Source organism: Corynebacterium sp. HMSC074A01, from assembly GCF_001831515.1.
In the GTDB taxonomy this organism is placed as follows: domain Bacteria; phylum Actinomycetota; class Actinomycetes; order Mycobacteriales; family Mycobacteriaceae; genus Corynebacterium.
The window spans coordinates 260,639-286,542 of the sequence record NZ_KV825615.1; the positions used below are offsets into that span (position 1 = coordinate 260,639).

26 protein-coding genes and 4 tRNA genes are annotated in these 25,904 nt (G+C 65.3%); 5 read left to right on the top strand and 25 right to left on the bottom strand.

Going from position 1 to position 25,904, the window contains the following annotated elements; all coding sequences use genetic code 11:
* Positions 1–127 precede the first annotated feature (127 nt).
* From rplA to HMPREF2550_RS05010, 9 genes are all read right to left on the bottom strand, one after another.
* Positions 128–838, bottom strand: a complete 711-nt coding sequence (rplA, locus tag HMPREF2550_RS04970; protein WP_038588172.1) for a 50S ribosomal protein L1 — start codon at positions 836–838, stop codon at positions 128–130.
* An 84-nt stretch (positions 839–922) separates the two neighbouring features.
* A complete protein-coding gene (gene rplK, locus HMPREF2550_RS04975) occupies positions 923–1,351 on the bottom strand; it encodes a 50S ribosomal protein L11 (protein ID WP_038588169.1) in 429 nt (142 codons plus the stop codon).
* A 182-nt stretch (positions 1,352–1,533) separates the two neighbouring features.
* Complete coding sequence (gene nusG / locus HMPREF2550_RS04980) at positions 1,534–2,478, bottom strand: transcription termination/antitermination protein NusG (RefSeq protein WP_070790059.1); 945 nt, start codon at positions 2,476–2,478, stop codon at positions 1,534–1,536.
* A 138-nt stretch (positions 2,479–2,616) separates the two neighbouring features.
* Positions 2,617–2,937 carry a preprotein translocase subunit SecE gene (gene secE, locus HMPREF2550_RS04985; RefSeq protein ID WP_070763352.1) on the bottom strand — a complete coding sequence of 107 codons (321 nt, stop codon included), beginning with the start codon at positions 2,935–2,937 and terminating at the stop codon, positions 2,617–2,619.
* 24 nt (positions 2,938–2,961) lie between these two features.
* Positions 2,962–3,037 (bottom strand) — tRNA-Trp (locus HMPREF2550_RS04990).
* A 76-nt stretch (positions 3,038–3,113) separates the two neighbouring features.
* Positions 3,114–3,185 (bottom strand) — tRNA-Met (locus HMPREF2550_RS04995).
* A gap of 34 nt (positions 3,186–3,219) precedes the next feature.
* Positions 3,220–3,292, bottom strand: a tRNA-Thr gene (locus HMPREF2550_RS05000).
* 347 nt (positions 3,293–3,639) lie between these two features.
* Positions 3,640–3,722 (bottom strand) — tRNA-Tyr (locus HMPREF2550_RS05005).
* A gap of 82 nt (positions 3,723–3,804) precedes the next feature.
* Positions 3,805–4,821: a polyprenyl synthetase family protein gene (locus HMPREF2550_RS05010; protein WP_070790061.1), complete on the bottom strand. Its 1,017-nt coding sequence runs from the start codon at positions 4,819–4,821 to the stop codon at positions 3,805–3,807.
* Positions 4,822–4,988: 167 nt separating this feature from the next.
* Here HMPREF2550_RS05010 and HMPREF2550_RS05015 point away from each other — a divergent pair, with 167 nt between their 5' ends.
* Positions 4,989–6,209 (top strand): geranylgeranyl reductase family protein, encoded by a 1,221-nt coding sequence (locus HMPREF2550_RS05015; RefSeq protein ID WP_070790222.1) that lies wholly within the window; start codon positions 4,989–4,991, stop codon positions 6,207–6,209.
* A gap of 18 nt (positions 6,210–6,227) precedes the next feature.
* On the opposite strand, the gene HMPREF2550_RS05020 is transcribed toward HMPREF2550_RS05015, so the two are convergent.
* Positions 6,228–6,917, bottom strand: a complete 690-nt coding sequence (locus tag HMPREF2550_RS05020; protein ID WP_070790063.1) for a demethylmenaquinone methyltransferase — start codon at positions 6,915–6,917, stop codon at positions 6,228–6,230.
* A gap of 123 nt (positions 6,918–7,040) precedes the next feature.
* On the opposite strand from HMPREF2550_RS05020, the gene HMPREF2550_RS05025 reads away from it, so the two are divergent.
* Genes HMPREF2550_RS05025 through HMPREF2550_RS05035 form a run of 3 tightly spaced genes read left to right on the top strand, consistent with a single transcriptional unit; the run spans position 7,041 to position 9,552 of the window.
* Positions 7,041–7,949, top strand: a complete 909-nt coding sequence (locus HMPREF2550_RS05025; RefSeq protein WP_070790065.1) for a metal ABC transporter substrate-binding protein — start codon at positions 7,041–7,043, stop codon at positions 7,947–7,949.
* On the top strand, positions 7,946–8,686 hold the full coding sequence (locus HMPREF2550_RS05030) for a metal ABC transporter ATP-binding protein (protein ID WP_070763360.1): 741 nt from the start codon (positions 7,946–7,948) through the stop codon (positions 8,684–8,686). The genes HMPREF2550_RS05025 and HMPREF2550_RS05030 overlap by 4 nt, the downstream gene beginning before the upstream one ends.
* Positions 8,683–9,552: a metal ABC transporter permease gene (locus HMPREF2550_RS05035; protein WP_070763364.1), complete on the top strand. Its 870-nt coding sequence runs from the start codon at positions 8,683–8,685 to the stop codon at positions 9,550–9,552. The genes HMPREF2550_RS05030 and HMPREF2550_RS05035 overlap by 4 nt, the downstream gene beginning before the upstream one ends.
* Here the strand turns inward: HMPREF2550_RS05035 and HMPREF2550_RS05040 are convergent.
* The 10 genes from HMPREF2550_RS05040 to HMPREF2550_RS05085 all read right to left on the bottom strand — a co-directional run bounded on the left by HMPREF2550_RS05040 (position 9,458) and on the right by HMPREF2550_RS05085 (position 19,305).
* A complete protein-coding gene (locus HMPREF2550_RS05040) occupies positions 9,458–10,174 on the bottom strand; it encodes a metal-dependent transcriptional regulator (RefSeq protein ID WP_070790067.1) in 717 nt (238 codons plus the stop codon). The genes HMPREF2550_RS05035 and HMPREF2550_RS05040 overlap by 95 nt on opposite strands.
* 21 nt (positions 10,175–10,195) lie before the next feature.
* Positions 10,196–11,395, bottom strand: coding sequence for a glycosyltransferase family 4 protein (locus HMPREF2550_RS05045; RefSeq protein ID WP_070763367.1), 1,200 nt, complete (start codon positions 11,393–11,395; stop codon positions 10,196–10,198).
* A 63-nt stretch (positions 11,396–11,458) separates the two neighbouring features.
* A complete protein-coding gene (locus tag HMPREF2550_RS05050) occupies positions 11,459–11,875 on the bottom strand; it encodes a DUF3592 domain-containing protein (RefSeq protein ID WP_070790223.1) in 417 nt (138 codons plus the stop codon).
* Positions 11,875–13,491: a 2-succinyl-5-enolpyruvyl-6-hydroxy-3-cyclohexene-1-carboxylic-acid synthase gene (gene menD / locus HMPREF2550_RS05055; protein WP_070790069.1), complete on the bottom strand. Its 1,617-nt coding sequence runs from the start codon at positions 13,489–13,491 to the stop codon at positions 11,875–11,877. The genes HMPREF2550_RS05050 and menD overlap by 1 nt, the downstream gene beginning before the upstream one ends.
* A 22-nt stretch (positions 13,492–13,513) precedes the next feature.
* Entirely contained in the window at positions 13,514–14,095 is a 582-nt protein-coding gene (locus HMPREF2550_RS05060) for a hypothetical protein (RefSeq protein WP_070763371.1), read from the bottom strand.
* Between the two features lie 39 nt (positions 14,096–14,134).
* Positions 14,135–15,715 (bottom strand): SLC13 family permease, encoded by a 1,581-nt coding sequence (locus tag HMPREF2550_RS05065; RefSeq protein WP_070790071.1) that lies wholly within the window; start codon positions 15,713–15,715, stop codon positions 14,135–14,137.
* Between the two features lie 145 nt (positions 15,716–15,860).
* Entirely contained in the window at positions 15,861–16,823 is a 963-nt protein-coding gene (locus HMPREF2550_RS05070; protein ID WP_070790073.1) for an o-succinylbenzoate synthase, read from the bottom strand.
* Positions 16,824–16,834: 11 nt separating this feature from the next.
* Positions 16,835–17,083 (bottom strand): FeoC-like transcriptional regulator, encoded by a 249-nt coding sequence (locus tag HMPREF2550_RS05075; RefSeq protein WP_070790076.1) that lies wholly within the window; start codon positions 17,081–17,083, stop codon positions 16,835–16,837.
* Positions 17,084–19,051, bottom strand: a complete 1,968-nt coding sequence (gene feoB, locus HMPREF2550_RS05080; protein ID WP_070790077.1) for a ferrous iron transport protein B — start codon at positions 19,049–19,051, stop codon at positions 17,084–17,086.
* Positions 19,051–19,305: a FeoA family protein gene (locus HMPREF2550_RS05085; RefSeq protein WP_083317042.1), complete on the bottom strand. Its 255-nt coding sequence runs from the start codon at positions 19,303–19,305 to the stop codon at positions 19,051–19,053. Before HMPREF2550_RS05085 ends, feoB begins: the two co-directional genes overlap by 1 nt.
* A 74-nt stretch (positions 19,306–19,379) precedes the next feature.
* Between HMPREF2550_RS05085 and HMPREF2550_RS05090 the strand changes: the two genes are divergently transcribed.
* Positions 19,380–20,312, top strand: coding sequence for a 1,4-dihydroxy-2-naphthoyl-CoA synthase (locus HMPREF2550_RS05090; protein WP_070763380.1), 933 nt, complete (start codon positions 19,380–19,382; stop codon positions 20,310–20,312).
* A gap of 4 nt (positions 20,313–20,316) precedes the next feature.
* Here the strand turns inward: HMPREF2550_RS05090 and HMPREF2550_RS05095 are convergent, their stop codons facing one another.
* The 5 genes from HMPREF2550_RS05095 to HMPREF2550_RS05115 form a co-directional block, all read right to left on the bottom strand.
* Positions 20,317–20,769, bottom strand: coding sequence for a hypothetical protein (locus HMPREF2550_RS05095; protein ID WP_141757822.1), 453 nt, complete (start codon positions 20,767–20,769; stop codon positions 20,317–20,319).
* Positions 20,770–20,803: 34 nt separating this feature from the next.
* Entirely contained in the window at positions 20,804–22,165 is a 1,362-nt protein-coding gene (locus tag HMPREF2550_RS05100) for an AAA family ATPase (RefSeq protein WP_070790080.1), read from the bottom strand.
* 75 nt (positions 22,166–22,240) lie between these two features.
* Positions 22,241–23,599 (bottom strand): PepSY-associated TM helix domain-containing protein, encoded by a 1,359-nt coding sequence (locus HMPREF2550_RS05105; RefSeq protein ID WP_246819764.1) that lies wholly within the window; start codon positions 23,597–23,599, stop codon positions 22,241–22,243.
* 133 nt (positions 23,600–23,732) lie between these two features.
* Complete coding sequence (locus HMPREF2550_RS05110) at positions 23,733–25,151, bottom strand: ABC-2 family transporter permease (RefSeq protein ID WP_070790084.1); 1,419 nt, start codon at positions 25,149–25,151, stop codon at positions 23,733–23,735.
* On the bottom strand, positions 25,148–25,858 hold the full coding sequence (locus HMPREF2550_RS05115; RefSeq protein WP_070790085.1) for an ATP-binding cassette domain-containing protein: 711 nt from the start codon (positions 25,856–25,858) through the stop codon (positions 25,148–25,150). The genes HMPREF2550_RS05110 and HMPREF2550_RS05115 overlap by 4 nt, the downstream gene beginning before the upstream one ends.
* Between the last annotated feature and the right edge of the window lie 46 nt (positions 25,859–25,904).

The window sequence follows — 25,904 nt, forward strand, 5'->3', positions numbered from 1 at the left end:
ACCCCAAACGGAGCTAGCTCCATTTAGACCAATCCCGCCCCCGCCCCCTACGCACACCCAAAGCAAAAGCGCCCCGGCCCCAGACTCACGAAGAGTCTGGCACCGGGGCGCTCAACGCGCGTGGGACTTATGCCTTCTTGGCGTAGTCCTTCTCCACGGACGGGTCAACCGGGACGCCCGGGCCCTGGGTCGCGGAAACGACGATCTTCTTCAGGTAGATGCCCTTGGCAGATGCCGGCTTCAGGCGCAGCACCTCGTCGAGCAGAGCGCCGTAGTTCTCAGCGAGCTGCTCGGCGGTGAAGGAAGCCTTACCGATCAGTGCGTGCAGGTTCGCAGCCTTGTCCACGCGGAAGGCGATCTTGCCGCCCTTGGACTCGGAGACAGCCTTCGCCACGTCCGGGGTGACGGTGCCGGTCTTCGGGTTCGGCATCAGGCCACGCGGGCCGAGCACGCGAGCGACGCGGCCAACCTTGGCCATCTGATCCGGCGTTGCGATGGCAACGTCAAAGTCGAGCTGACCAGCGTTGATCTGCTCGATGAGCTCGTCGGTGCCAACGATGTCGGCGCCAGCTTCCTTCGCCTTGGTGGCGTTCTCGCCCTCGGCGAAGACGGCGACGCGGACGGTCTTACCGGTGCCGTGCGGCAGGTTGACGGTGCCGCGGACCAGCTGGTCGGCCTTGCGCGGGTCGACGGACAGGCGCATAGCGACGTCGATGGTGGCGTCGTAGTTCTTGGAGGAGGTCTCCTGCGCCAGCTTGACGGCGTCGAGCGGGTGGTACAGGGCGTTGCGGTCGACCTGTGCGAGAGTCTCGTTGTAACGCTTGGACTTCTTAGCCATGTTGCGTTCCTTTCTTCGAATGTGATTTCAAGGAGTGGTGGTCCGGGCCTGGCCGGCCCTCCCACCGTGAACGTCGAGCAGGTTTTACTTCTCGACGGTGATGCCCATGGAACGGGCGGTACCAGCGATAATCGCGGCGCCAGCCTCGATGTCGCGGGCGTTGAGGTCCTTCTTCTTGGTCTCAGCGATCTCCTTGCACTGATCCCAGGTGACGGAGCCGACCTTCTGGGTGTGCGGGACGCCGGAGCCCTTCTGAATGCCCGCAGCCTTGAGCAGCAGGGAAGCTGCCGGCGGGGACTTCAGGATGAAGTCGAAGGAGCGGTCCTCGTAGACGGTGATTTCCACCGGGATGATGTTGCCGCGCATCGATTCGGTAGCGGCGTTGTAGGCCTTGGTGAACTCGACGATGTTCACGCCGTGCGCACCGAGAGCCGGACCAACCGGCGGAGCCGGGTTCGCCATGCCTGCTTCGATCTGCAGCTTGATCAGGCCAGTGACCTTCTTCTTTGCCATCGTTAAACCTCAATTCCTTGGTACGACGCTCCACCCACGATGTTTGGTGGCGCGCCTCCGGATGCCCTATTTCGTTCAGAGCCACCGGGGAGACGAACAAAAACGTCGCGCCTTACCCACGTGTGGGCACGCGCGACGTATCAGCTTACGGCAGGTAGAGCCTCAGAAGCAAAACGCTCCTGTTACATGATCCGCTCGATCTGGTCTGCGGTCAGCTCCACCGGGGTCTCGCGGCCGAAGATGGACACGAGCGCCTGGATCTTGCCGGTCTCCTCGTCGATCTCCGAAATGGTCGCGGAGACAGAGGCGAAGGCACCAGACAGGATGGTGACGGCCTCGCCGACCTTGTAGTCGTGCGAGATCTTCGGCGTGCTCTCCTCCTGCGGCAGATCCACGACGGTCTCGCCCTCGGCGTTGGTCTTCGCCGCCTGGCCCTCGACCGGGGCGGCCTTGGGCATCAGGAACTTAGCGACGTCACGGTGCTTGACGGGCGTCGCATTCCCCTCATTGCCCACGAAGCTGGTCACACCCGGAGTCTCGCGAACCACGGACCACGCCGCGTCGTTCATCTCCATGCGCACGAGCACGTAGCCCGGCAGCAGCTTGCGCTTGACCAGCTTGCGCTTGTCGTCCTTCTTTTCCATGACCTGCTCGATGGGCACGACCACGTCGTAGATGGAGTCCTCCACCTCGAGGGTCTGGATACGCATCTCCAGGTTGGTCTTCACCTTGTTCTCGTAGCCCGAGTAGGACTGGATGATGTACCAATCGCCCGGCAGCTTCTTCAGCTCGCGCACGTAGGCGCGCAGGCGGCGCTTGTACTCGGCGTCCGCCTCGGCTGCGTCGTCGTCGCCCAGCGCGGAAGCCGCAGCGTTGACGTCGCCCTGCGCGATCTCACCCTCGGCTGCAGTCTCAGCCGCTGGCTCGGTCTCGGGATCAGTCTCCGGCGCAACCGGGGCACCCTCCTCGACCATGTCGAGCTCTGCCTCGCGCTCGGCCTCAGCTGCCTCTGCGTCAGGCTCCTGCGTGGCGTCGTCCGCGTTGGTTTCCGGGTTGGTTTCCGGATCGGTCTGCGCCTCCACGGGCGCGCCCTCCCCGATCATCTCCAGCTCGTTGTCCTCTGCCATGGTCAGTCTCCTTCGATCCTTTACACGTCCCACCCAAGCGTACCCCCCTTGGCGGGTACGAGTGCGGGCCAAAAACTTATCCCGCCCCTCGAGTCTTTCCGAGGCGGCGGGATATTAAATAACCTTCAAGCATTATAGCTAACGGATGAAGATCCATTCAACCAGCATTGTGGCCAGGCGATCAGTGCCCCACACCATGATGGTCAGCACGATGAGGAAGGCGAACACGATCAGCGTGTAGTTCAGCATTTCCTTGCCGGTCGGCCAGATGACCTTGCGCATCTCTTCGACGACTTCGCCGGGGAACGCGGCGACGCTACTCTTCTTCGAGTCCTCGTCGGTGTCGGGCTGCGCGGGCGTGCGCTTCTGCTCGTAAGCGTCCGTGGAAACAGGAGAAACCCCGCGCAGCTGACGCTTGCCGGTCGGCTGTGCTGGGTTCTGACCGTTGGGGTTAGTCAAGAAAACTCCTCCACGTTGATGTTTTGGCAGGGGCGACAGGACTCGAACCTGCAACCTACGGTTTTGGAGACCGTTGCGCTACCAATTGCGCCACGCCCCTAGGTTCCTGCATTGTTTTACACGTACAGGAGCCTAACCCTACCACGGACACCGTCGCGCCCGCTTTAAAGGTTGAGTAGCGATGGAGAGAATTGAACTCTCGACACAGCGATTATGAGTCGCTTGCTCTACCACTGAGCTACACCGCCCTGCGCCTACCGGGAAGGCCCCGGCAAACAACAGAGCCCCCTGACAGAATCGAACTGTCGACCTTTTCCTTACCATGGAAACGCTCTGCCGACTGAGCTAAGGGGGCACAGCCTCGTTGTTGTGAGTCTTACCTTTCGGTGTGACCCGCTCCGTTGAAGCCTTGAAAAGATTAACCCGAACCGCTTATAGAACACAAATCGCCTGCACACCACTGGTTTTCGCGCATGTTTATGTGCGCTATAAACACCCCTCTCAACGATGCAATCGAGGGCTGTGAAAGATTTTTTCACCCCGCACCGTTTCCCCAGGAAACTTGTATATACAACTGGAAAAGTGGTCGAATCTTTCACGTGCGCAACCGAGCAACCCCAACCCGCAACCGAGCAACCCCAACCCGCAACCACCCCAACGCAAAAACCCACCACCTCACATAGAGGCAGTGGGTAAACACTGTGCCAGGTAGAAGATTCGAACTTCTGAAGGCTAATGCCGGCGGATTTACAGTCCGCTCCCTTTGGCCGCTCGGGCAACCTGGCGTGCACCTTAAGTGCGTTGACTACCTTACAACACCCTTGCCAGTAAACAACAAATCAGCAGGTCAGCGCCACAAAATCCAAACTAGCCGACCCGGTCGATGGTGTAGCGAGACAGCTGGCGCAGCGCTTCGGTGACGGGCCCCTGGGGCAGGCTGTCGAGTTCGCGGTTGGCGGCGGCGAGGTAGGCGTTGACGTCGTCAAGCGCGCGTGCCCTGCCCTCGGTCTGACCGATCAAGGCAAGGGCACGCTCGACCTCCGCATCGGTCTGCAAAGGCCCTGTGAGCATCTCGCGCAGCTCGCGGCCGGCCTCCGAGTCCTCCGCCATGGCATAGAGGACGGGCAGGGTGAACACGCCCTCGCGCAGGTCGGTGCCGGGGGTTTTCCCGGACTGTTCGGGGTCGGAGAAGATGTCGATGATGTCGTCGACGATCTGGAAGATCATGCCGACCGCGGCGCCGAGGCGCTGGCAGCTTTGCACCACCTCGCGGCTCGCCCCGGCGTGCGTAGCACCCAAGTAGGCGGCGGAGGCGATCAGCACGCCCGTCTTGCCCTCAATCACCTTGAGGTAGTGCTCGATGGGGTCCCCGCCGCGCGCGCCGATGGATTCCAGCATCTGGCCGGTGACCAGGTCTTGGAAGGTATCGGCGAAGTGGGCGACGGTGGCGGTGTCGATCTCACTCATGATCCGGGAGGCGTGCGCGAACAGCACGTCGCCCGCGAGGATGGCCACCGTGTTGTCCCAGCGACTGTTGGCGGATTCCACGCCGCGCCGCCGGTCCGCCTCATCCATCACATCGTCGTGATACAGGGTGGCCAGGTGCACCATCTCGGTAATCGCGGCAGCCTTGACCACGTTCTCGGCCTCCGGGTGCGGCCCGAACTCACTGCACAAAAGCGCCATGAGCGGGCGGAAGCGCTTGCCGCCGGCGACGGCGAGGTGCGTGACTTTGTCGGTGATGAAGTCTTCGCCTTGTGAGAGCCGCTCGAGCAGCACGCGTTCCACCTCGCCCATCCCGTGCGCGATGCGCTGGTTGAGGGCGTCGTCGCCAAGATCCATGGTGAACGCATGGCTTTGCGACGCGTGGTTGGCGTTGGTCATCGATACCATCCTTTAAGGTTGGGCGAGACGGCCGCCGCGCACCAGTTTTATGGCAGCACGCAGCGACCCACGAGTAGTGCCCTCAACCGTAGTGCAACACGCTCCCTGCGTGTATCAGCGGGGCCGGGGTAGTCCGTGCCGGCAAGCCTGGCACAATGTTGGCCGTGATGGATGTCTTTGATTGCGTTGTCGTCGGCGGGGGCCCTTCGGGTGCGGTCGCGGCGATTGCCGCCCAGCGTGCGGGCTTTTCCACCCTGCTTGTCGACGCCGCCGAGCACGGCCGCGACAAAACCTGCGGCGATGGACTCACCCCGCGCGCGGTGCACACGCTGCGCACGCTCGGCCTCGAAGAGGTACTGCCCGCCTACCGCAACCAGGGACTCAAGCTCCACGGCTACGGCGGGGATGTCACCGCCCCCTGGCCTGACAGCCACTACGGCACGTTGGGCTCGGCGAGCCCGCGGAAGCTTTTCGACGCCGCACTCATCGACCACACCACCGCCGCCGGCGCGACCGTCTGGACCGGGTGCGCGGCGCGCGACGCCAACTTCGACGCCCACAGCGCAATCACTGCAGTCCACACCGACCGCGGCCCAGTACGCACGCGCTGGGTCATCGTCGCGGACGGGGTGCGCTCCCCCTTCGGCAAGCGCCTCGGCCGCACCTGGCACAAGGACCAGGTCTACGGCATCGCCGCCCGCTCCTACTGCACAAGCCCGCACAGCGAAGAGCCCTGGATGCACTCGCACGTGGAGCTGCGCGACCCGGCTGGTGAGATCCAGCCGGGCTACGGGTGGATCTTCCCGCTTGGCGACGGCACGGTCAACCTCGGCTGCGGAGCCCTATCTACCGACGCCCGACCAGCCAAGGTGAACACGAAGAAGCTGCTCGCACACTACGCCCGCGAGCAGTCCGCCGACTGGGGCTTAGGCGAACCACAAGAGGTCACCTCGGCCCTGTTACCCATGGGCGGTGCGGTTTCCAACGTGGCGGGCCCGAACTGGGCGCTGATCGGCGACGCCGCAGCCTGCGTCAACCCGCTCAACGGCGAGGGCATCGATTACGGGATGGAAACGGCGGTCATGGCGGTCGAGCTACTCGCCGAGCGCGCCGACCTCACGCTCGCGTGGCCCTACGTGCTGCGCCGCGCCTACGGCGACGCCTTCGCGCTGGCCCGGACGGCGGCACGCCTTCTGACCTACCCGCAGTTCCTGCCTGCGGCGGGCCCGCTCGCGCTGCGCGGGCTTGGCGGTCGCTACCTCATGCCCGCTGCAGCACGGTTGATGGGCAACCTGATTACAGAAGAAGACACCGACCTGGTCGCCCGCGCCTGGCGCGCAGCCGGGCGAGTCGCGCCGCGCGGCAGCGCGCTGTGGGACGCTGCCTAGCCGGCGCCTAGCCAGCGCTTAACCAGCCCGCGTCGCGCTGTGCAGCGCCACGATCCCGGCACTTAGGTCCTGCCAGCCCGCGTCCTGCCAGCCGTTGCGGTTGATCGCCGCGGCGAGCTCCTCCTGGTCCGGCCAGGCGCGGATGGACTCAGCGAGGTATTCGTAGGCCTCCGCGTTGGAGGAAAAGACCTTGGCTAAAAGCGGCAGCGCGACCGGCAGGTACTCCTTGTAGAAGGTACGGAAGCCGGGCACGACAGGGGGGGAAAACTCGTTGACTACAAGGCGACCGCCTGGCTTGGTCACGCGCGCCATCTCGCGCAAGCCCGCTTCGAAGTCGTAGACGTTGCGCAGTCCGTAGGAAATGGTGACGGCGTCGAAGGTGGCGTCGGCAAAAGGCAGGTGCATCGCATCGCCCACCACCTTGGGCACGTCGCGGTCACGGCCGGCGGCGAGCATGCCTTGAGAGAAATCGCAGGCGACCACCCAGGCACCCGACTTGGCCAGCTCAACGGTAGAAACCGCGGTGCCCGCGGCCAGGTCAAGCACCTTCTCCCCCGGGGCGAGCTGGAGACGCTCGCGCGTACGACGCCGCCAGTACTTATCCAGCCCAAAGGACAGGACGGTGTTGGTGAGGTCGTATTTTTCGCCCACGCCGTCAAACATGCCGGCGACGTCGAAGGGCTTTTTCTCCAGATCTGCCTTGGCCATAGGAATGCATTGTACGGCTCCACCCCACTTCCGTGGGTGTTCACCGGAGCTCTTCTTGCAACTTCGTTCCACCGAAGTTTAAACTTCCCTCTACCAAGACACATCGAAAGAGAAAGACACACCATGATCCGACGGGCACTCGGCGTCTGCGCCGCCCTCCTCCTCGCATGCGGCGCGACAAGCTGCGCCAACGACCCTTCATCCGGCGATGAACCGGTCGTTTTGACCACTTTCACCGTCATCCAAGACATCGCCGCCAACGTCGCCGGCGAACACCTGCGGGTGGAATCCATCACCAAACCCGGTGCCGAGATCCACGGGTACGAGCCGACCCCGGGCGACATCGCCAAGGCGTCGGAGGCGGATCTCATCCTGGACAACGGTCTCAACCTGGAGAACTGGTTCGCCCAGTTCGTGGCAGAGCTCGACGTCCCGCACACCGTGGTTTCCGAGGGCATCGAGCCGATCGACATCACCGAGGACGCCTACGCCGGCAAACCCAACCCGCACGCCTGGATGAGCCCGAAGAATGTGCAGACCTACGTGGACAACATCGTCGATGCCTTCAGCGAGCTCGACCCGGAGCACGCCGAGCAGTACGCGGAAAACGGGGAGAACTACAAGGCGCAGCTGCAGGAAGTCCAGGACGAGATGACGCGCGAACTTTCGGCACTCCCCGAGCAGCAGCGCGCGCTGGTGACCTGCGAGGGCGCGTTTTCCTACCTCGCCCGCGACGCCGGGCTGCAGGAGCAGTACATCTGGCCGGTCAACGCAGAAAACGAGGCGACCCCGCAGCAGATCGCCCGCACCATCGAGTTTGTCAAGCACAACGAAGTGCCCACCGTCTTCTGCGAGTCGACTGTCTCCAACGCGGCCATGCAGCAGGTTGTCGACGCCACGGGTGCCCAGCTCGGCGACACCCTCTACGTCGACTCCCTCTCTCTTGAGGACGGTCCCGTGCCCACCTACCTGGACCTGATCAAGCACGACTCTTCCGCCATCATCGAGGGCCTGACGGGGCAGGCATCATGACGCCCGCGATCAGCGTCGAAGGCGTGACCGTCCGCTACGGCGATGTGGAGGCCCTGCACTTAGCCAGCGTGTCCATCGCCCCGGGCCGCGCCTGCGGGCTCGTCGGAATGAACGGCTCTGGCAAATCCACCCTGTTCAAGGCGATCATGGGGCTGGTCAAACCCGATACGGGCACAGTGCAGATCAACGGCACGCACCCCGCCGCCGCACGCAAGGCCCAGGTAGTCGCTTACGTCCCGCAAAGCGAAGAGGTGGATTGGCAGTTCCCAATCACCGTGCGCGAAGTCGTCATGACCGGCCGCTACGGCCACATGGGCTTTACACGCCGCCCGCACCGTCGCGATGAGGACGCCGTCAATGAGGCCCTGGAGCGCACGCACCTGACCGACTTCGCCGATCGCCAGATCGGCCAGCTTTCGGGTGGGCAGAAGAAGCGCGCCTTCGTCGCCCGCGGCATTGCGCAGGGCGCGAGCATCATGCTTCTCGACGAGCCGTTCGCGGGCGTCGACAAGCAATCCGAAGCGACGATCACCGCACTGCTGCGCGAACTCGTCGACGAAGGCACCACGCTGTTTGTCTCCACGCACGACTTCGCTGCCCTGCCCGCGCTCGCCGAGGAATCCGTCCTGTTAAATAAGCGCGTGCTCATGCACGCCCCCACCGAGGACGTGCTGCGGCCGGAAAACCTCGCCCGCGGCTTCGGCATGACCCCAACGCACACGGAGGAACACGCATGATGTCACTCTTATTGGATCCGCTGAACTACAGCTTCATGGGCCGGGCGCTGGCCACCGCGCTGACCGCCTCCATCGTCTGCGCGATGCTGTCCTGCTGGCTCGTGCTGGTCGGCTGGTCGCTGATGGGCGACGCGGTCTCCCACGCGGTCCTGCCCGGCGTGGTGCTCTCCTACATCGTGGGCGCACCTTTCGCCGTCGGCGCCGTGCTCTTCGGCTTCCTCGCGGTCGCCCTGATCGGCCTGGTGCGCAACACCTCGCGGGTCAAGGAGGACGCCGCGATCGGCATCGTGTTTACCTCGCTCTTCTCCTTCGGGCTGGTGCTCATCTCGGTCACGCCCTCGCACACGGACCTAAACCACATCATCTTTGGCAACCTTTTGGGCGTGTCCCGCGCGGAGATGCTGCAGGTAATCGGGCTTGCGGTGCTCGTGTTCGGCGCGCTGCTGCTCAAGCGGCGGGATCTGACGCTCTATGCCTTCGACCCCATCCACGCGCACGCGATCGGGCTGAGCCCGCGCGCACTCGGTGCCGGGCTGCTCGCCCTGCTCGCGCTCACCACGGTGGTTGCGCTGCAGGTCGTGGGCGTGATCCTTGTTGTTGCCATGCTGATCATCCCCGGCGCGACGGCGTACCTGCTCACCGATTCCTTTGGCAAGATGCTGCTCATCGCGCCTGCCATGGCCGCCGGCTGCGCGGTCTTGGGCCTGTACTGCAGCTACTACCTGGACACCGCTACCGGAGCGATGATGGTGCTCGCGCAGGCCTGCGTGTTTACGCTGGTGTATCTTTTTGGGCCCCGGGGGCTGGTGCGTGCCCGGGCGCGCTCACGTACACCGCGTCAGTCGCAGCACGCCCCAGCGGAATAGTCACGCCATCGGCCGCGTTTTGCACCTCCACCGCCCCGGAAAAGGGCGCGCCCTCGGCCACGTGGAGGTGCGAGCCGACGTTCAGGCCGTGGGCGTGGAGGTAACGCAGCAGCTCCGGGTCTTCGTCGGAGATCCGCTCGATGACCACGTCGCTGCCCGGTTCCACCGTGCTCAGGGTGACGGCGTCGGGGGCCTGTATCGAGCCATCGGCGGCGGGGATCGGGTCGCCGTGGGGGTCGCGGGTCGGGTAGTGCAGCAGGGCCGCCACCCGTTCCACTAAAAGGTCGGAGACGGCGTGCTCGAGCTGTTCGGCTTCGTCGTGGACTTCGTCCCACGAGTAGTCGAGCACCTGCACCAGGAAAGTCTCGATCAGGCGGTGGCGACGCACCATCTGCAGCGCGTGCGCCCTCCCCTGCTCCGTCAGCTGCACGGAGCCGTAGCGCTTATGCGAGACGAGTTTTTGGTCAGCCAGCTTGCGCACGGTGTCAGACACCGTCGACTGCTTCACGCCCAGCGCCTTCGCGATCATTGAGGTGGTGGCCGGCTCGTCCGACCACTCTTCAAGCTCCCAGATCGCCTTGAGGTAATCCTGGGTGCTTGCAGACAGATCCGAGACTGACATAGTTGGTCAGTCTACCTGGCCTTAAGCCCCGCGCGATTTCCGACGCCTCCCCGCCCACTTCGGCAGCGTGATATCGCGCCCGAAGATGCTGACCACGTTCGAGCGGTAGCCAGCGCGCGCCTCCTCGTAGTACCCGAGCAGCTGCTCACACAACGCATCCCAGGTCTTATCAGCCACGGACTCGCGGGCGTTGTGCTTGAGTTCGTCCAGACGGGCGGGGTCGAGCAGGTAGCGGGCGGCGTCGGGAAGCTCTTCGCTAAAGGTGTCCACCTCCAGCAGCAGGCCGTTTTCCCCGTCTTGGATCAGGTCGATCGGCCCGCCGGCCTTCGGGCCGATGGTGGGCACGCCGGAGGCCTGCGCCTCCTGGATGGCCTGGCAGAAGGTCTCGAACTCGCCGGTGTGCACGAACAGGTCCAGCGAGGCGTACGCGCGGGCCAGCTGCTCGCCGGACAGCGCGCCGGTGAACACGGCAGACGGCATGAGGTGCTCGAGCGCGTCGCGCTCCGGGCCGTCGCCCACGATGACGAGCTGGATGTCTGGGTCCTGCTCCAGCACCGCGAGGCGGCACACGCTCTTCTCACTGGCCAGCCGGCCGACGAATCCGACGATCTTCTTTTGCCCCGTGGGATCCCACTGATACCGCAGCATGTCCGAACGTTTCGTGGGGTGGAACAGCTCCGCATCCACGCCGCGGCCCCAGCGCTTCACGTTCTTGATGCCGTGAGCCTCCATCTCCCGGATCGCCTCCGAGGACGGCGCGAGGTTGAGCTGGCAGCGGTTGTGAATGTTGCGCGTCCAGTCCCAAGCCAGCGCCGCCACTGCGGACAGCTGGTACTTGGTGGCAAAGCCCGCCACGTCAGTCTGGTACAGCCCGACCGCGGGCACCCCCAGCTGCATCGCGGAGAACGCGCCCGCACCGCCGAGCACGAACGGGCTGGCCAGGTGGATAATGTCCGGGTCAAAGTCCGCGAGCGCCGCGGTGACATTCGTGGTGGGCACGCCGATCGGCAGCGAGTCCACCAGCGGCACGCGCATGGTGGGCACGCGCACGATGGGAAACCCCAGGTAGTCAGCGACTTCCTCCTGGAAGTCGCGCGCGCCCGGGGCGACGACGAGCGCCTCGTGGCCGTTGGCCTTGAGGTACTCGAGCACCCGGAGCACCGAGTTGGTCACTCCGTTGATGTTCGGGAGGAATGATTCCGCGACTATTCCGACTCGCATACTGTGTTACCTTCCCATGTCCGCGCGAACACCACTCAACCGTTGCGCAAACTTTGTTATAACTCAACGTGAACGCTGTGGTACCCAGCGGCGCACCGCCAGCCACACGGCCGCGAACACCAATGTTGCCACCACCGCCACCGAGACGGCAGGGATCAGCGCGAGCGCCCAGCCGCGTCCCTCCACTTTGACCAGGTTGGGATCACTCTTGGCGTAGGTCACCCAGACCTGCTGGCCCTCCCCCAGCCCCGAGGGGTACAGCAGCCCGCTCGGCGGTGAGAAGTGCCGACCTTCGGCGTCCTGGTATTCGATCGAGGTGCGCCACGCACTCACCCCGGTCACCGTGGCGATGCCGCGGCCAGGATCGGCCATGATGCGCGCGTCGTTCATCGCGGCCCCGCCCACCATCGCCACCGCGCCCAGCATGGCGGCCAGGTAGAGCCCCAGCACCAGCTGTTTGGCGCGCCGCTGCCACTGGATCACTTGGTCAGCCTCTGCGCCAGCGCCCGCCGCGTCGCGCGCGTGGTGTCCACCTCGACGATGGTGATCGGGTTGGGCTCCGCCTCGAGTGCAATCAAGGTCTCCAAAAGCTCCGGCAGGGTGTCCGCGTGCGCGTAGGCCGCCCCGTAAGCCTCGGCCAGCTTTTCGACGCCCACGTCATGACTTGTCCCAAACACCCGCTCAAAGTCGCGCTCCACCGACTCCGCGCCGGCCTCCAACGTGTGGAAGATACCACCGCCGTTGTCGTTGGCCACCACGATGGTGAGGTTGCCCGGGCGCGGCTCGTCGGGGCCAATGAGCAGGCCGTTGATGTCATGCAGGAAGGTGAGGTCGCCCACCAGGGCGACGGTGCGCGGGGCGCGGATCTCGTCCGGGTGCAGCGCCTGGGTGGCCAGGGCGATGCCGACAGCTTGGGAGAGCGTGCCGTCGATACCCGCGGCTCCGCGCGCGGCATAGGTGGACACGCCGTCGAAAGGCATGCCCACCAGACTCACGTCGCGCACCGGGTTGGACGCCCCCACCACGAGCGTGTCGCCCACGCCTAAGGTGTCGCACACCGCGGCGGCGACGTGCATGCCGGTCAGCCCGAAGTTGTCCTCCTGCAGCGCATCGCGCACGGTCTGCGCGCCGACCTCGCCTGCGGCCTCGCAGATCTTGATCCAGCTATCCGTGGGCTGGTCCGTGGCGTTGACGCGCGATCCGCGGCGATCCGGCTGGCCGGTGAACGTCTCGGTGCGCGAGATCCCGATGACCTCGATGTCCGGATCGGCCATCAGCGCCATGACGTCGCGGTGCAGGGTCGGGTGCCCCACCACGATGAGCTGCTCCGGCTTGGTCTCCGCGGCGAAGTCGCCGCCGTCGTGCGAGATCGCCACCTCGCTCTTGGCAAAGAAGCGTGCGGCGAGCGGGTGCACCTGGTGGAAGGGGGCGGGCGCGGTCGGCTCCGCGATGGTGGGCACGTGCTCCAGACTGGGTACGTCCCAGGCCTCATCACCAGCGATGACCAGGGTGTTGCGGGTCAAGTCCACGTCCACGGCGCCGTGGTCGACCCAGGTGGGCGCAGTCTCGAGCCTGCCCGGGCCGACCCGGCGCGGCTCGCCCACCGGCGCGGGCAGGGTTTCGGGCACGAGCGGGGTATCCAGCGCAACGTTGATGTGCACCTGGTCGGCGGCAAAGGAGACGGCCTCGGCTTCCTCGCGCGTTGCCACCTGCTGGGTAGCGGCGTAGCGGCCGAAGATGCCGTCCTGCCAAATCGTTTGCGATGCCCCGGTGCCCACCAGGCGGGCGGGACGATCCGCGCTGATGATGGCGAGCGGTATGTGCGACATGTGCGCCTCCACCACAGCGGGCAGCGCGTTGGCGACGGCGGTGCCGGAGGTCATGACCACGCCGACGTGGCGGCGCTGCACACGCGCGAGGCCTAAGGCGGTGAAGGCGGCCGAGCGCTCGTCGATACGCATGTGCACGCGGATGTCCCGGCGCGCCAAGAGCGCGTACGCGAGCGGCGAGTTGCGCGAACCTGGACTCATGACCACGTCGGTGACGTTGTCTGCCAAGCGTTGGGCGATGATGCGGGCCAGCTCAAGCGATTCCATGGTGGCCCATTCTAGCTGCCGCCTACTGGCCCTGAAGCAGCCCTTCGGCGCCCTGGCGCAGCTCGTCGAAGATGTCCTGGGCGCTATCGCGCACGTCGTCGGGGACCTCTACCGGCGGTGCCTCCGGCAGCTCGGTGGGAACTGGCTCCTCGTTGTCTGTGTCGCGAGTGTCCCTGCTGTCGCGGTCGCCGAAGAGCGAGGGCCGCTTCGTGGTGGTCGCGGTCGTGGTGATGGTTTCCGTCTGCGTATTCGTCACGGTCACCGGCGGCTTGGAGGCTTCGGCGGAAGCTCCCCGCCACAAGAAGAATAAGACGATGCCGGCGGCCAGCGCGATGGCGAGCAGGACGCCGAGCACCGTGGCCAGCGTGTTGGAGCGCTCCTCCGGCGCGGGCGGCGGGCCGGGCGGGTTCGGCTGCGTGTACTGGGGCTGCTCGTACTGCCCGTAGTCGTAGTACTGCTGATCCTGGTACTGGTCCCGGTAGGGCTGCTGCGGGTACTCCGGCTGCTGCCGTGCTTGCTCGGCGGGCTCCGGAAAGTACTGCTTCGGGCGGGGCCTGCGCGGTTCTTCCTCCGGAACGCCAAACTGGCGCGTCTGGTTATCCATGCAGATAGCCTAACGCGCCAGTTGTAACGGGGTTGTAATCTACAGCACCAGCCCGAAGACGGGGACTGCGAGGAAGTAGGTGGCCAGGGAGATCAGGACCAGTGCGATGGCGTTGAGCCACACGCCGCCCTTGATCATCTCGCCCATGGTGACGTAGCCCGAGGAGTACGCGATCGCGTTCGGCGGGGTCGCCACCGGCAGCATGAAGGCACAGGTTGCGGACAGCGCCACCGGGATGGCCAGCAGCAGGATGTTCATGTCGGTGGCCTCGGTCAGCCCGATGCCCACGGCGACGCCGCCCATGATCGGCAGGAAGGTCGCCGCGGTTGCGGTGTTGGAGGTCAGCTCGGTGAGGATGAGCACCAGCGCGGCGATCGCGAAGATGAGCAGGAATATCGGCAGCACAGCCAGCCCCTTCGCCGCCTCACCGATCCACAGCGACAGGCCGGTGGCGGTGAACATTGCGGACAGGGACAGGCCACCGCCGAAGAGCAGGAGCACGTCCCACGGCATCTCATTCGCGGTCTCCCAGTCCAGCAGGCGCTTGCCGTTCTTCATGCCCGGCACGATGAACATGAGCAGGCCGGCGATGATGCCCACGATGGCGTCGTGGTAGGGGAAGTCCCACCCGTAGTGTTCGCGCGCCAGTGGCAGGAAGACCCACGTCAGGGCTGCAAGTGCGAAGATGACGCCGGCAGCGATCTGCGCGAAGGTCCAGGGGCCGAGCTTGCGGATCTCGTCCTGGATCAGCTCACGACCGCCCGGAATCTGGTCAATCTCCGGCTTGAACACGGTGATCAGTACCAGCCATGCGATGACGGTGAACACGATGGCCACCGGCATACCAACGATCATCCACTGCCCGAAGCCAATGTTGATGTCGTGGGCTTCCTTCATGTAGCCCTGCAGCAGCGCGTTCGGCGGGGTACCGATCAGGGTGCCCAGCGAGCCGATAGACGCGGAGTAGGCAATGGCGAGCATGAGCGCGGTAGCGAACTTCTTCTGGTTCTGCATCCCGCCCACGGAATCGGCGGTGAGCATGAGCACCGAGGTGCCGATCGGCAGCATGACCACGGCGGTTGCCGTGTTAGAGACCCACATGGACATGAAGCCGGTGGCCAGCATGAAGCCTAAGATGATGCGCTTTGGGCTGGTGCCGACGATCTTGACCACCACGAGCGCGAGTCGGCGGTGCAGGTTCCAGCGCTGCAGGCCGAGCGCCATGAGGAAGCCACCCATGAACAGGAAGATCGTGGCGGAGGCGTAGGGGGAGGACACCTTGGAGAACTCCGCCACGCCCATGACCGGGAAGATGGCGATGGGCAAAAGCGCCGTCGCTGCCAGCGGGATCGCCTCGGTCATCCACCACACGGCCATGAGCGCGGTGGTGGCTGCAACGACGCGCATCGCCTGGGCGGTGTACTCCACCTCCGGGTCGGCCCCAGAGGATTGGGCGACCGTCTCAGGGGCGTTCGCCGGGAAGATAAACCAAATGAGCGCGGCGAGCGCCACGCCCACAATCAAGCCGATGAGTTGGCGGCGCCATTCGCCTGGTTCTGGGGCTTTGGCCAGATCACCATCCGACAGCGCGGAAGAATCGTGCACAACGGGGGTAGACATGCCCCACCTACTTTCCTACCGTTCCAATACAGCGTTTACAGGGTGTTTGGTGTGATTTTTCACATTCACCTGTACTGAAAATTTTAACGCACCGGGTGTAAAACCAAACATTTGGGCAGTGGCTCCCCCGCATACCCCACACCTGCTACCCCCGTATGTAGGGGAGGCATGCACGCACCCGCTGGAACCACCACGTTTCGCGTTCGGGTGTCGCACGCAGGCCGTGGAGGCGCTCCGGGTCGGGGGTGGTGCGGCGGACGGTGAGGCGGCCGTCGACAAGCGGGCGGGGCTCGGCCACGTCTTCCGCGAACAGGTTTTGCGTGGCCAGGCCGGCCGCGCGCGAACCGGTGAGCTTCGCCGCGACCAGGCCGGCGTCCATGCCGACCGCCGTATCGAGCGCGCTGGCCACGGTGATGTCCAGACCCAGCTCGCGCGAGATGCGCACCAACGGGCGCACTCCCCCGAGCGGGGCGACCTTGCACACGGCCACGTCTGCTGCGGCCAGCTCGGCGACGCGGTAGGGGTCGCTGGCTTTGCGGATCGACTCGTCCGCCGCGATCGGGGTGCTCACGCGCCGGCGCACCTCGGCGAGCTCCTCGACGCTGCTGCAGGGTTGCTCCACGTATTCGAGTTCGGCCACGTTCGCGAGCGCGTCGATCGCCGCGCAGGCCTCGTCGACGCTCCAGGCCCGGTTGGCATCGACGCGCAGGCGCGCGTCGGGCCGCAGGGCGTGGACGCGGGCAAGGCGGGCGGTGTCGTCGGCAAGCGACTGCCCCTGTTCAGCCACCTTGATCTTGAAGGTGGACACCCCCTGCGGGTAGCGGGCGAGCACCGCCTCGACCTGCTCGGCGGGCACGGCGGGGACGGTGCCGTTGACCTCGACTGTGCCTGTGGCTTCGGGCAGGCCCTCGAATGCAGCCTCGATCCCGGCGCGCAGCCAGGCAGCGGATTCTTTCGGCCCGTACTCGGTAAACGGCGCGAACTCACCCCAGCCAGCGGGGCCGTCGATGAGCAGCGCCTCACGGGTGGTGATGCCGCGGAATCGCACGGCCATAGGGAGGGCGACGACGTGCGCGCGCTCCAGGATTTCTTCAGCGGTGGGCAACATGCCCTCGCATGTTAGCGCCGCCCCAGCACCAGGGCCACCGGCCCTTGCGATGCCTGGCACGCGCCCTTGGCCGGGCAGCTGCCGCAACCGCCCGCGCAGGAATCCTGCAGGTACTCGCGCTGCAAGTATCCGAGAACCTCCAGCTTCTCGACGACCGCGTCCACCGTCTCCCGCCGCAAGCTCGCCCGCGCGGCGATGTCGGCGCGGCTGACGGCACCGTCCTCGATGGCGGACATGACTGCGCGCATCGGGCTCGCCATCTACAGCACCACCTTGAGGATCTGGAAGGCGCCGACTGCCAGCGCCCATGCCATGGCAAGCTGCAACACGAAACCGAAGCACGTCCACTTCAGCCCGATCTCGCGGCGTTGCGCGGCGAGTGTTGCCACGCACGGCGTGTAGGCAAGTAGGAAGAGCATGAACGCCCAGACCGCGGCGGTGGCGTGCCCGCCGGAGGCGGCGTCGAAGTCCTCGCGGATGGCAGCCGCCAGCGAGGCGTCGGTTGTCTCGATGGCCGCAGCTGCGTCCTCAGTGGTGCTGGTGCCCGCGGTCACCGGCTCGCCCAGCCCGTAGGTCTGCGCCCAGCTGGAGATCACGGCCTCCTTGGCCACGAACCCGGTGATCAGGGGGCCGGCGAGCGACCAGGAGTCGAAGCCCGCGGGCGCGAAGACTGGGGCGATGGTCTCGGAGACTGCGCCGTAGACCGACTCCTGGGGCGCGACTTCGCCGAAAGCGGGCGCGTCGTCGGCGGCGAAGTTCGCGGGCGTGGACTGCAGCGCCCACACCGCGACCACGGTGATCACGATGATCTTGCCTGCGGTTTCCAAGAAGCCACGGAGGCGCACCCACATCACGCTCAGCGCCAGGCGAGCGCCCGGTAGCTGGTAGGCGGGCAGGTCGATGACCAACGGCTCGGACCCCATCGTGGCCCACAGCGTGCGCCGCAGCACAATGCCGGTGCACACCACCAGGGCGATAGAGATGAGGTACATGAGGAAGACGACCGAGCCCGCGTGCTCGGGGAAGAAGGTGGCCGCCAGCATGACGTAGACCGTCAGCCTTGCCGAGCAGGACGTAAAGGGCACGAGCAGCGCGGTAAGCAGCCGGTGGCGCTTATCCCCCAGCACGCGCGTCGCGGAAATGGCGGGCACGTTGCACCCAAAGCCCACGATCAGCGGGATGAACGCCTTGCCCGGCAGCCCCATCGCGCGCATCACACGGTCGGCAACCACGGCCGCGCGCGCCATGTAGCCGGAGTCTTCCAGCACCGCGAGACACAAGAACATGAGCGCCATGAGCGGGGCGAAGGTGAGCACCATGCCCACGCCGCCGATCAGCCCGTCGATGACCAGGCCCTGCAGCCAGCCGATGTCGGGCAAAAGGCTCGCAGCGAGGTCTGACACCGGCCCAGTGAAGAAGGCCTCGAGTCCGTCCTGCAGCGGCGCGGCCACCGTGGTGGTGATCTGGAAGACCAGCCACATCGCGGCGAGGAAGATCAGCGGCCCGGCTACCGGGTGCAGCACGAGTTTGTCGATGCGCTCGGTTGCGGTCTCGCGGGGCTCGTCGCCAAGCTTGGCTTCTTTAAGCGCCGCATCCACCCACGCGAAGCGGGCGTCTGCCAGGGCGAACTCATCCGTGTCCGCGGTTGGGCGCAAGGTGTACGCGGGCAGGGCCAGCTGCTTCTCGACGCTCCCCTGCAGCCGCCCCAGTTCCCTTTTCCTCGGATCCACCGCGACCACCGGCACACCGAGCGCCGCCTGCAACGCCTCCGGGTCCACCGGCACGCCGGCGGCGTTGGCCACGTCCATCTTGGTCAGCGCGACGACGATGCGATACTCCACCTCCGCCAGCTGCGCGACCATGTAGAGCCCGCGCGCGATGTTGGAAGCGTCCACAGCCACCACGACCAGGTCGGGGCGCTCGGCCGCTGGGCGGTCCAGCAGCAGCTCGCGGGTGAGCTCTTCGTCGGGGCTTTGCGGGTCGAGCGAGTACGCGCCCGGGAAGTCGATGACGTTGAAGGCCTCGCCCCCGTGCTTCCACACGCCGCGCGAGACTTCGACGGAGGTGCCCGGCCAGTTGCCCGTCTTCACCTTCGCGCCGGTCAGCGCGTTAAAGAGGGTGGACTTGCCCGCGTTCGGCGCGCCGATAAGCGCGACCGTGGGCTGGCCCGTGACCGTGCCGTTGGGGGCTGGCGCGCAGCAGGAGGGCACGGTGTGCAGCTCGCTCATCAGGCTTCGACCTCGATTTGGCGCAGCGCCTCGGTGCCAAGCGCGTAGCGGGTGCTGCCGAGCTTGACCACGCGGCCGCCGCCGGAAGTCTTCTGCGCGATGGTGACCTGTACGCCGGGGCGCAAGCCCAGCTCGCTGAGGCGGCGGGTTGCTTGGGGTGCGGCGTTGACAGCGCAAATGGTGGCGCATTGGCCGACGTGGACGTCGCAAAGCTGGCACAGCGTGGGGGTTGCTGTGATGGTCTGGGATCTCATAGTTCTATTTAACTCCCCCATGGTTTAGGTAAGCAATACCTAACCTACATACGGGGGTAGGTAGGCTCTCCCCCATGAGTTACACCACTGACCAGCCCTTCGACCCCACCCAGTGGCGCAGCGTTGAAGGCTTCGACTTCACCGACATCACCTACCACCGCCACGTCGGCGAATCGCGCGCGGACGGCATCGTGCGCATCGCCTTCGACCGCCCCGAAGTGCGCAACGCGTTTCGCCCCCACACGGTCGACGAGCTCTACCAGGCGCTCGACCACGCGCGGCGCGATCCTTCCGTGGGCGTAATCCTGCTGACCGGCAACGGGCCGAGCGAGAAAGACGGCGGCTGGGCCTTCTGCTCCGGCGGCGACCAGCGCATTCGTGGTCGATCCGGCTACCAGTACGCGGGCGGCGAGACCGCCGAGACCGTCGACACCGCGCGCGTGAAGGCGGAGGGCGGGCGCCTGCACATCCTGGAGGTGCAGCGCCTGATCCGCACGATGCCGAAGGTGGTCATCGCAGTGGTGGGCGGCTGGGCCGCCGGCGGCGGGCACTCGCTGCACGTGGTCTGCGATCTGACGATCGCCTCCCGCGAGGAGGCGCGCTTCAAGCAGACGGATGCCGACGTCGGCTCCTTCGACGCCGGCTACGGCTCCGCGTACCTGGCCAAGATGGTGGGCCAGAAGTTCGCCCGCGAGATCTTCTTCCTCGGCCGCACCTACGGCGCGGAGGAGATGCAGCGCATGGGCGCGGTGAACATCGTCGCAGATCATGGGGCGTTGGAGGACGAGGCCATCCAGGTCGCGCGCGAGATCAACGGCAAGTCCCCCACTGCGCAGCGCATGCTGAAGTTCGCGTTCAACCTTGTCGACGACGGGCTCATGGGCCAGCAGGTCTTCGCCGGTGAAGCCACGCGCCTGGCCTACATGACCGACGAGGCCGTCGAAGGCCGCGACTCGTTCCTGGAAAAGCGCGACCCGCGCTGGGACGAGTTCCCGTTCTACTACTAGGGGTTTAAGGAGTTGTGGTGGGGGCGTATGCCCTCAGCCCTGCGTCATAAGTCCAGATCTCGCAGTCAATCTGCAACCGGTTCTGGTACATATTGGCTTCAACCAGGATCGACAGATCGCCCCCACCGACTCGCTCTTGAGCAAGGTCGTACCAGGTTCTTTGGGAATTGGCACCGTCGAGGAAAGAGCGGAGAAACGACTCTCCCCACTCGAAGTCGTGCAGAACCCATGGAGCTTCACGTTCACAAATACTCTCGAGCATTTTGCCGAATCGCTGAGCAATATCACGCCGACTATCACCGTTTTTGATCTGGGCGATGTGGTTCCCCGTCTCGATGACCGTCGTCACCGGTAGCACGAACTGAACCGAATTATCCTCCTGAAGTGCAACAAAGTCCTGTTGCGCTTTCTCCATGTCCTGGTTCTTGCCCGGTATGCGCAAAAGGTTGCTCAGCACACTGGTATCGATAAAGATCGCACGTCGGGACATCTCAAGCCCCGCTTTTAATACCGAATAGTGTATTCAGATCCGCGAAGCGTGTTTCAGTCGATGAATCATCGATGAGCTTGCCATCCGAAACTGCCTTGCCAAGAGATTGCTTCGACAGCTCTCGGGTGTAGTCAGGCAGATCTTGCAACTGGCTCACGTGACTTTGCCCTGTCTGCTCATCGCGGAAGCAGACGAGCACACTGTCGTTAAATCGGCCCTCGATACCGTCGAGGATCGCTGTACTGTGCGTTGTCACGAGGCACTGCGTCCCTTTCTCTGCCACCGCTGCCTCCAGTAGCGAGATGATTCGCTGCGCCTGCGAGGGGTGTAGGCCATTCTCAATCTCCTCGATAACTAGCTGCACTGCAGGACTGGGTCCGCTTCCGACCGCGACTCCCGGCAAGTTCACATCCAGGTTGTCCGTCGGAGACTTCAATGCTGTCGCAATTGCGAGAAAACGCAATAAGCCGTCACTCATTTCTCTGGCGGGTGTCCGGCCCGAAGCTTTTTCAGCCAAGGCGAGCATCACATCACCCAGATCAGAACTGGAGAAACTCAATCCTTGAATGTTCTTTCCCGCGACGTCGCTCACAAGCTGCTCGATCTCCGCAAAGATCTCGGGCGTACTCTGCTGAACCTGAAGGAGCGTGGCTGAAAGATTCTCGCCGGTGCGCCGCAGCTCATCGTTGCCCTTAGGGACGTAGTTTCGCATCAGAGAAGGAACTGGGTCGAGGTGGTACACAGACTGCAGCACTCCCCGCACAGTCTCTGCCGCTTCAATGACCGATTTCTCGGCTCGGTTGGAGCCAGGCAGGGTTTGCAGAATTTGCACGAGGATCAGCCTGGTATCGCGGAAATGGAAGCTCGGATCTGCCCCTCGCTTGCCGCTGAATACCTCTGCGGTAATGAACGCAGCGGTATTCTCTTGCTTCTTCGTCTGAAACAAGCTTGCACTCGGTGATTTCGAACCGCTTTTCACACTTAAGCCCGGCCCCGTCAGCTTCTCGGATATCAGCCGAAGTTCGGGCTCCACCTGGACCTCGACATCGTAAACGTACTGATCCTTCGTCGCGGGATTCACCACTGTGCAGCCGATAGAGAAGCTCTTTGCCCCATGCGGCGCACACCCCCGGGAACCTCCGCGCACTGGCCCTCGAATAGATCCAGCCCCGTCCAGTGCCTCGACCATGTCTAGGCCTGTTGCAAGTCGGGCGAGCACTTCGAGCCCATCCAAAACGTTCGATTTACCGGAACTGTTCAGACCCGTCAGAAATGTCACAGGCCGGATAGGCACCACAGCACCATGGAACGACTTGAAAGCGCCTAAACGTAGCTCACTGAGATGCGCTGTATCCGCACTCAACGTCCAGCCTCCTTATCCATCAGGCTATTTCCGTTAGAAGCATAGTGGAACAGGCCCCACAAAGAAGTTGGGAAACTAGGCCGCGTATGCGCCCCGGCGCCTTGCCAGCAGACGGTCGGCCACCAGCATCGCGACGAAGCTCACCCCGAACAGCGGCAGGAACGCCCCGACGGCGACGGTGAACACTGCAAGCACAGCCCAGTCGGTACCGGTCAGGTGTGCCCGGCCGGGCACACCTGCGAGCGCGCCCTTCGTCGGGCGGCGACGCCACCACAGCATGTAACCCATGACAATCATGGCGCAGATCCCCACAGCCAGGGCGAAGAGCGCGAGCTGGAGCGGCAGGCCGAACATCACGCCCATGTGCAGGTAGATGCCCCAGGACGTGAGCTTGGAGAACAGCGGGAGCTCAGAAAACGGCAGCTTATCCACCACTTCGCCGGTCGCCCCGTTGACGCTCACCGCGTCGGAGGTAATGCGGCCGGGGGTCCAGCGCTCGCTGGCCTGCCATGCCTGCGAGGTGTCCTCCGGGATGAACAGGCGCAGTTGCCCGGTCAGCCCTTCAGCGCGGGCGGCGTCCAGTACGACAGCGGATTGCTCGGCGACCTGCTGGTCAGTCAGTGGGGTACCCGGTGTACTGCTTACTACGGTGTCGATTGGCTCCGCGTCGCCGCCGAGCCATTCGACGGTCTTGTCCACATTTTGCCCCGCAAACAGGGACCAGGTGATGCCGGTTGCGGAAAGGGCAAGCATTCCGACGAGCAGCCAGGTGCCAACCACGCCGTGCAGGTTCAGCACGCGACGGCGCTTGCCCGAGGTGTTTTTCAGTCCAGTGAACACCTTCTTGCCGGCGGTGCACCACCACAGGTACAGGCCACCAAGCGCGATGACCCATAGCCAGCTGGCCGCCAGCTCCGAATACAGCTCACCGGGAGTGCCCAGGTGGAGGTTCTTGTGCAGCGCGGAGATCCAGTGACGCATTGGCAGCTCACCCACGCCCGAGTAGCTCGGCTCGTCGCCGATCACAGCACCAGTGTGGGGGTTCACGAAGACGCTGCGTAGCTCGTCGTTGTCGGCGATCGATTCGTCGATAAGCAGCACGCGCGTCGACTCAGTTGGGGTGGAAGACGGCCAGACCTGCGCGACTTCCATCTCGGGGTGCGAAGCCTGCGCGGCGGCAACCTGGTCGGCAAGGGGCGTGGAAGTTTCTTGCGTCTCGACGGTGAGCACATCACGGTAGAACATGTTCTCCATCGTGGGAGCCAGCGCGTAGAGCCCACCGCTGATGGCAGCGACGAGGATGAACGGGGCGACGAAGAGCCCTGCGTAGAAGTGGATGCGGCGAACGAAGGCGGGGAGCCCGCTCCTCGGTGAGCGCTGCGTACTCAAAGCCTCCGCCGGTTCTCGCATCGCCGCTTTTGTTGGTGCTGTCACATTCATACTTTCGGTTGATTGTTAGGGACACCAAGTAGTCGCACGTCACACTCCCCAGGTTCCCACGGGGGTAAACTTTCGTTGTTTCCCCTGCTTAAGCAGAGCGCTCCCCTACCCCCGACGTGGGCGTTCTTTATGAACGCCCCGCCCCCTGCCCCACCAGCACCCGGCGCGCACTAACCCACGCCCCGGCCACAAGCACTACCCCGCCCACGAGCGCGACCCCCACGCGCAGCGGGCTGGTCGCGGTCTCGGCCCAGGCCGGCACGGCGAGCACCCACAACCAGCTGCCCGCCAGCACGTCGCCGCCTATGGTTACGGAAAGCACGGTCCACGTAAGCGTCGCCGCGAGCGTCCACGCAATACCGAAGCGCGCAGTAATAGCCAGCGCACACAGGGCGAGCGCGCTGGCCGTCAGCAGCGCGATGACAGTTCCGACCAGGCCGAACCCGCCGGTCAGCGCCCCGAACAGCACCACGAGCGCCACCACCGTGCACACCCACGTCAGCAGCGCGGTCACCACGCGCAGGTGCTCGATGCGCATGAGCTGCCACGCGGGCCGCAGCCTCGGCCACACCAGGGTGGGCAGCAGCCCCGCCCCGACCGGCAGGATCAGGTATATCTCCAGCGCGCGCCGCACGTCAGCGGGGTAGCGCGTCGCCACCAGCATCACCAGTGCGGTAAGCAGGAGCAGCACGCTTAACGACGCCACACTCCCCGCCTTATGCACACCCCGCAACGCCGCAACGAAGCCCACGTGCGGCGGGCGCGCTACTGCAGGCCGCGACTCCCGCGGCACAGCCACGTCGTGCGCCACTTTGCGACGCATGCGATGCCTGCGCGGCGGCGTCCACACCGCGCACGCAGCGCCAAAGGCGGCAAACAGGAGGCACAGCGCAAACGGCGCCCACGGCGACTGGCCGTCCAGGGCAGAGCCGGGGTCCAGCGGCAGCAGGTTGAACTGCAGCCCCATCAGTGGCAGTTCGAGGCGCAGCGGCCAAGCTGCGGGGTTGGCCCACCACCATTCGCGGTCGCAGAAGTACCCGAGCTCGACCTGGTAGAGCAGCGCAACGAGCAAGGTGGGCAGCATCCCGATCCGACGCACCAGTGCGGCAGCTACGCCAGCCACACCGCACATACCGACCCAGACGGCGGCACCGACGGCGAACACCGCGCCTACGCCATCAAGTCCGAAGACGGAGGCAACCAGCCAGTTCACCCCGAAGTCCGCGAAGCAGAACGCACCGAGCGCAGTCCACACGAGAACGAGGCGAGCCGCGCGCACCCGGCGCGGGTCCACCGGACGCCAATCAGTCCCACAAGAGCGTGCCTTGCGCTCGCGGGCCTCCACCACGCCGGCAAACAGTGCCGCAACCGGTGCGGCGAGGGCTGTGACTAAGAGCCCCTGCCAGTTCATCAGGTCGCGGGCCGTCTCCACCTGGCCCGCGAACGAAAAGGCGGCAAAAACGCAGCCGAGCAGTAGACCCATCCCGGCGAGCCACCACAGGGTCGAGCCGCGCGAACGGATCCATTCAGAGCGCAGGTAGTTCACCGGGCTCCCCCGTTCCCGTCGGAGGTGAGCCGGAAGAAGGACTCCTCCAGGTTCGGGCCCAGCTCGGCAAGCTCACCTGCAAAACGCACCTCGCCGCCGGCGATAACGGTGGCGTCGACGGCCATGTGCAGGACCTCACCGAGTTGGTGGGAGCTAACCAGCACGGTGCGCCCCGCCGCGGCGTATTCGCGCAGGTAGACGCGCAGGTGAGCGATGCCTTCGGGGTCGAGGCCGTTCTGGGGTTCGTCGAGAATGAGCACCTCGGGCTCGCCGAGCAGAGCCTGCGCCAGCGCCAGCCGGCCCTTCATACCGGTGGAGAACGCGCCCGCCTTCTTCTTACCCGCGTCCTGCAGCCCCACAAGTTTCAGAACGCGGTCCGCCTCCGACTCGGGCAGGCCGAGCAGTGTGGTGTGCACACGCAGGTTGTTGCGAGCGCTCAGGTGGCTGTAGAAGGCGGGGTCGTTGATGGAGGCTCCCACGTGGCGCAGGTTGGCCCGGTCGAAGGGGCACCCCATGAGCGTCACCTCGCCGGCGTCGGGCGCGAGGAGCCCGAGCAGGGCCTTCATGAGCGTCGACTTGCCCGCACCGTTGGGCCCGAGCAGGGCGTGGACGCGGCCGGGGGTGGTGTGCAGGGAGACGTCGGTAAGCACGCGGTGGCTGCCGTAGGAAACGGTCACGCCCGCGCAGGCCAGCTGTGATGAAGTCATGCCCCCGATTCTCGCGGCCCGACGCCCGCGCCACATCGCCCCGCGG

Coding starts and splice junctions, on each gene's coding strand:
- rplK (WP_038588169.1), bottom strand. CDS start 1,351: ATGGCAAAGAAGAAGGTCACTGGCCTGATCAAGCTGCAGATCGAAGCA.
- HMPREF2550_RS05020 (WP_070790063.1), bottom strand. CDS start 6,917: ATGGCCAAGGCAGATCTGGAGAAAAAGCCCTTCGACGTCGCCGGCATG.
- HMPREF2550_RS05040 (WP_070790067.1), bottom strand. CDS start 10,174: ATGTCAGTCTCGGATCTGTCTGCAAGCACCCAGGATTACCTCAAGGCG.
- HMPREF2550_RS05035 (WP_070763364.1), top strand. CDS start 8,683: ATGATGTCACTCTTATTGGATCCGCTGAACTACAGCTTCATGGGCCGG.
- rplA (WP_038588172.1), bottom strand. CDS start 838: ATGGCTAAGAAGTCCAAGCGTTACAACGAGACTCTCGCACAGGTCGAC.
- HMPREF2550_RS05030 (WP_070763360.1), top strand. CDS start 7,946: ATGACGCCCGCGATCAGCGTCGAAGGCGTGACCGTCCGCTACGGCGAT.
- HMPREF2550_RS05060 (WP_070763371.1), bottom strand. CDS start 14,095: ATGGATAACCAGACGCGCCAGTTTGGCGTTCCGGAGGAAGAACCGCGC.
- HMPREF2550_RS05025 (WP_070790065.1), top strand. CDS start 7,041: ATGATCCGACGGGCACTCGGCGTCTGCGCCGCCCTCCTCCTCGCATGC.
- HMPREF2550_RS05045 (WP_070763367.1), bottom strand. CDS start 11,395: ATGCGAGTCGGAATAGTCGCGGAATCATTCCTCCCGAACATCAACGGA.
- HMPREF2550_RS05065 (WP_070790071.1), bottom strand. CDS start 15,715: ATGTCTACCCCCGTTGTGCACGATTCTTCCGCGCTGTCGGATGGTGAT.
- HMPREF2550_RS05015 (WP_070790222.1), top strand. CDS start 4,989: ATGGATGTCTTTGATTGCGTTGTCGTCGGCGGGGGCCCTTCGGGTGCG.
- HMPREF2550_RS05090 (WP_070763380.1), top strand. CDS start 19,380: ATGAGTTACACCACTGACCAGCCCTTCGACCCCACCCAGTGGCGCAGC.
- HMPREF2550_RS05010 (WP_070790061.1), bottom strand. CDS start 4,821: ATGACCAACGCCAACCACGCGTCGCAAAGCCATGCGTTCACCATGGAT.
- HMPREF2550_RS05085 (WP_083317042.1), bottom strand. CDS start 19,305: ATGAGATCCCAGACCATCACAGCAACCCCCACGCTGTGCCAGCTTTGC.
- nusG (WP_070790059.1), bottom strand. CDS start 2,478: ATGGCAGAGGACAACGAGCTGGAGATGATCGGGGAGGGCGCGCCCGTG.
- HMPREF2550_RS05075 (WP_070790076.1), bottom strand. CDS start 17,083: ATGGCGAGCCCGATGCGCGCAGTCATGTCCGCCATCGAGGACGGTGCC.
- feoB (WP_070790077.1), bottom strand. CDS start 19,051: ATGAGCGAGCTGCACACCGTGCCCTCCTGCTGCGCGCCAGCCCCCAAC.
- menD (WP_070790069.1), bottom strand. CDS start 13,491: ATGGAATCGCTTGAGCTGGCCCGCATCATCGCCCAACGCTTGGCAGAC.
- HMPREF2550_RS05070 (WP_070790073.1), bottom strand. CDS start 16,823: ATGTTGCCCACCGCTGAAGAAATCCTGGAGCGCGCGCACGTCGTCGCC.
- HMPREF2550_RS05115 (WP_070790085.1), bottom strand. CDS start 25,858: ATGACTTCATCACAGCTGGCCTGCGCGGGCGTGACCGTTTCCTACGGC.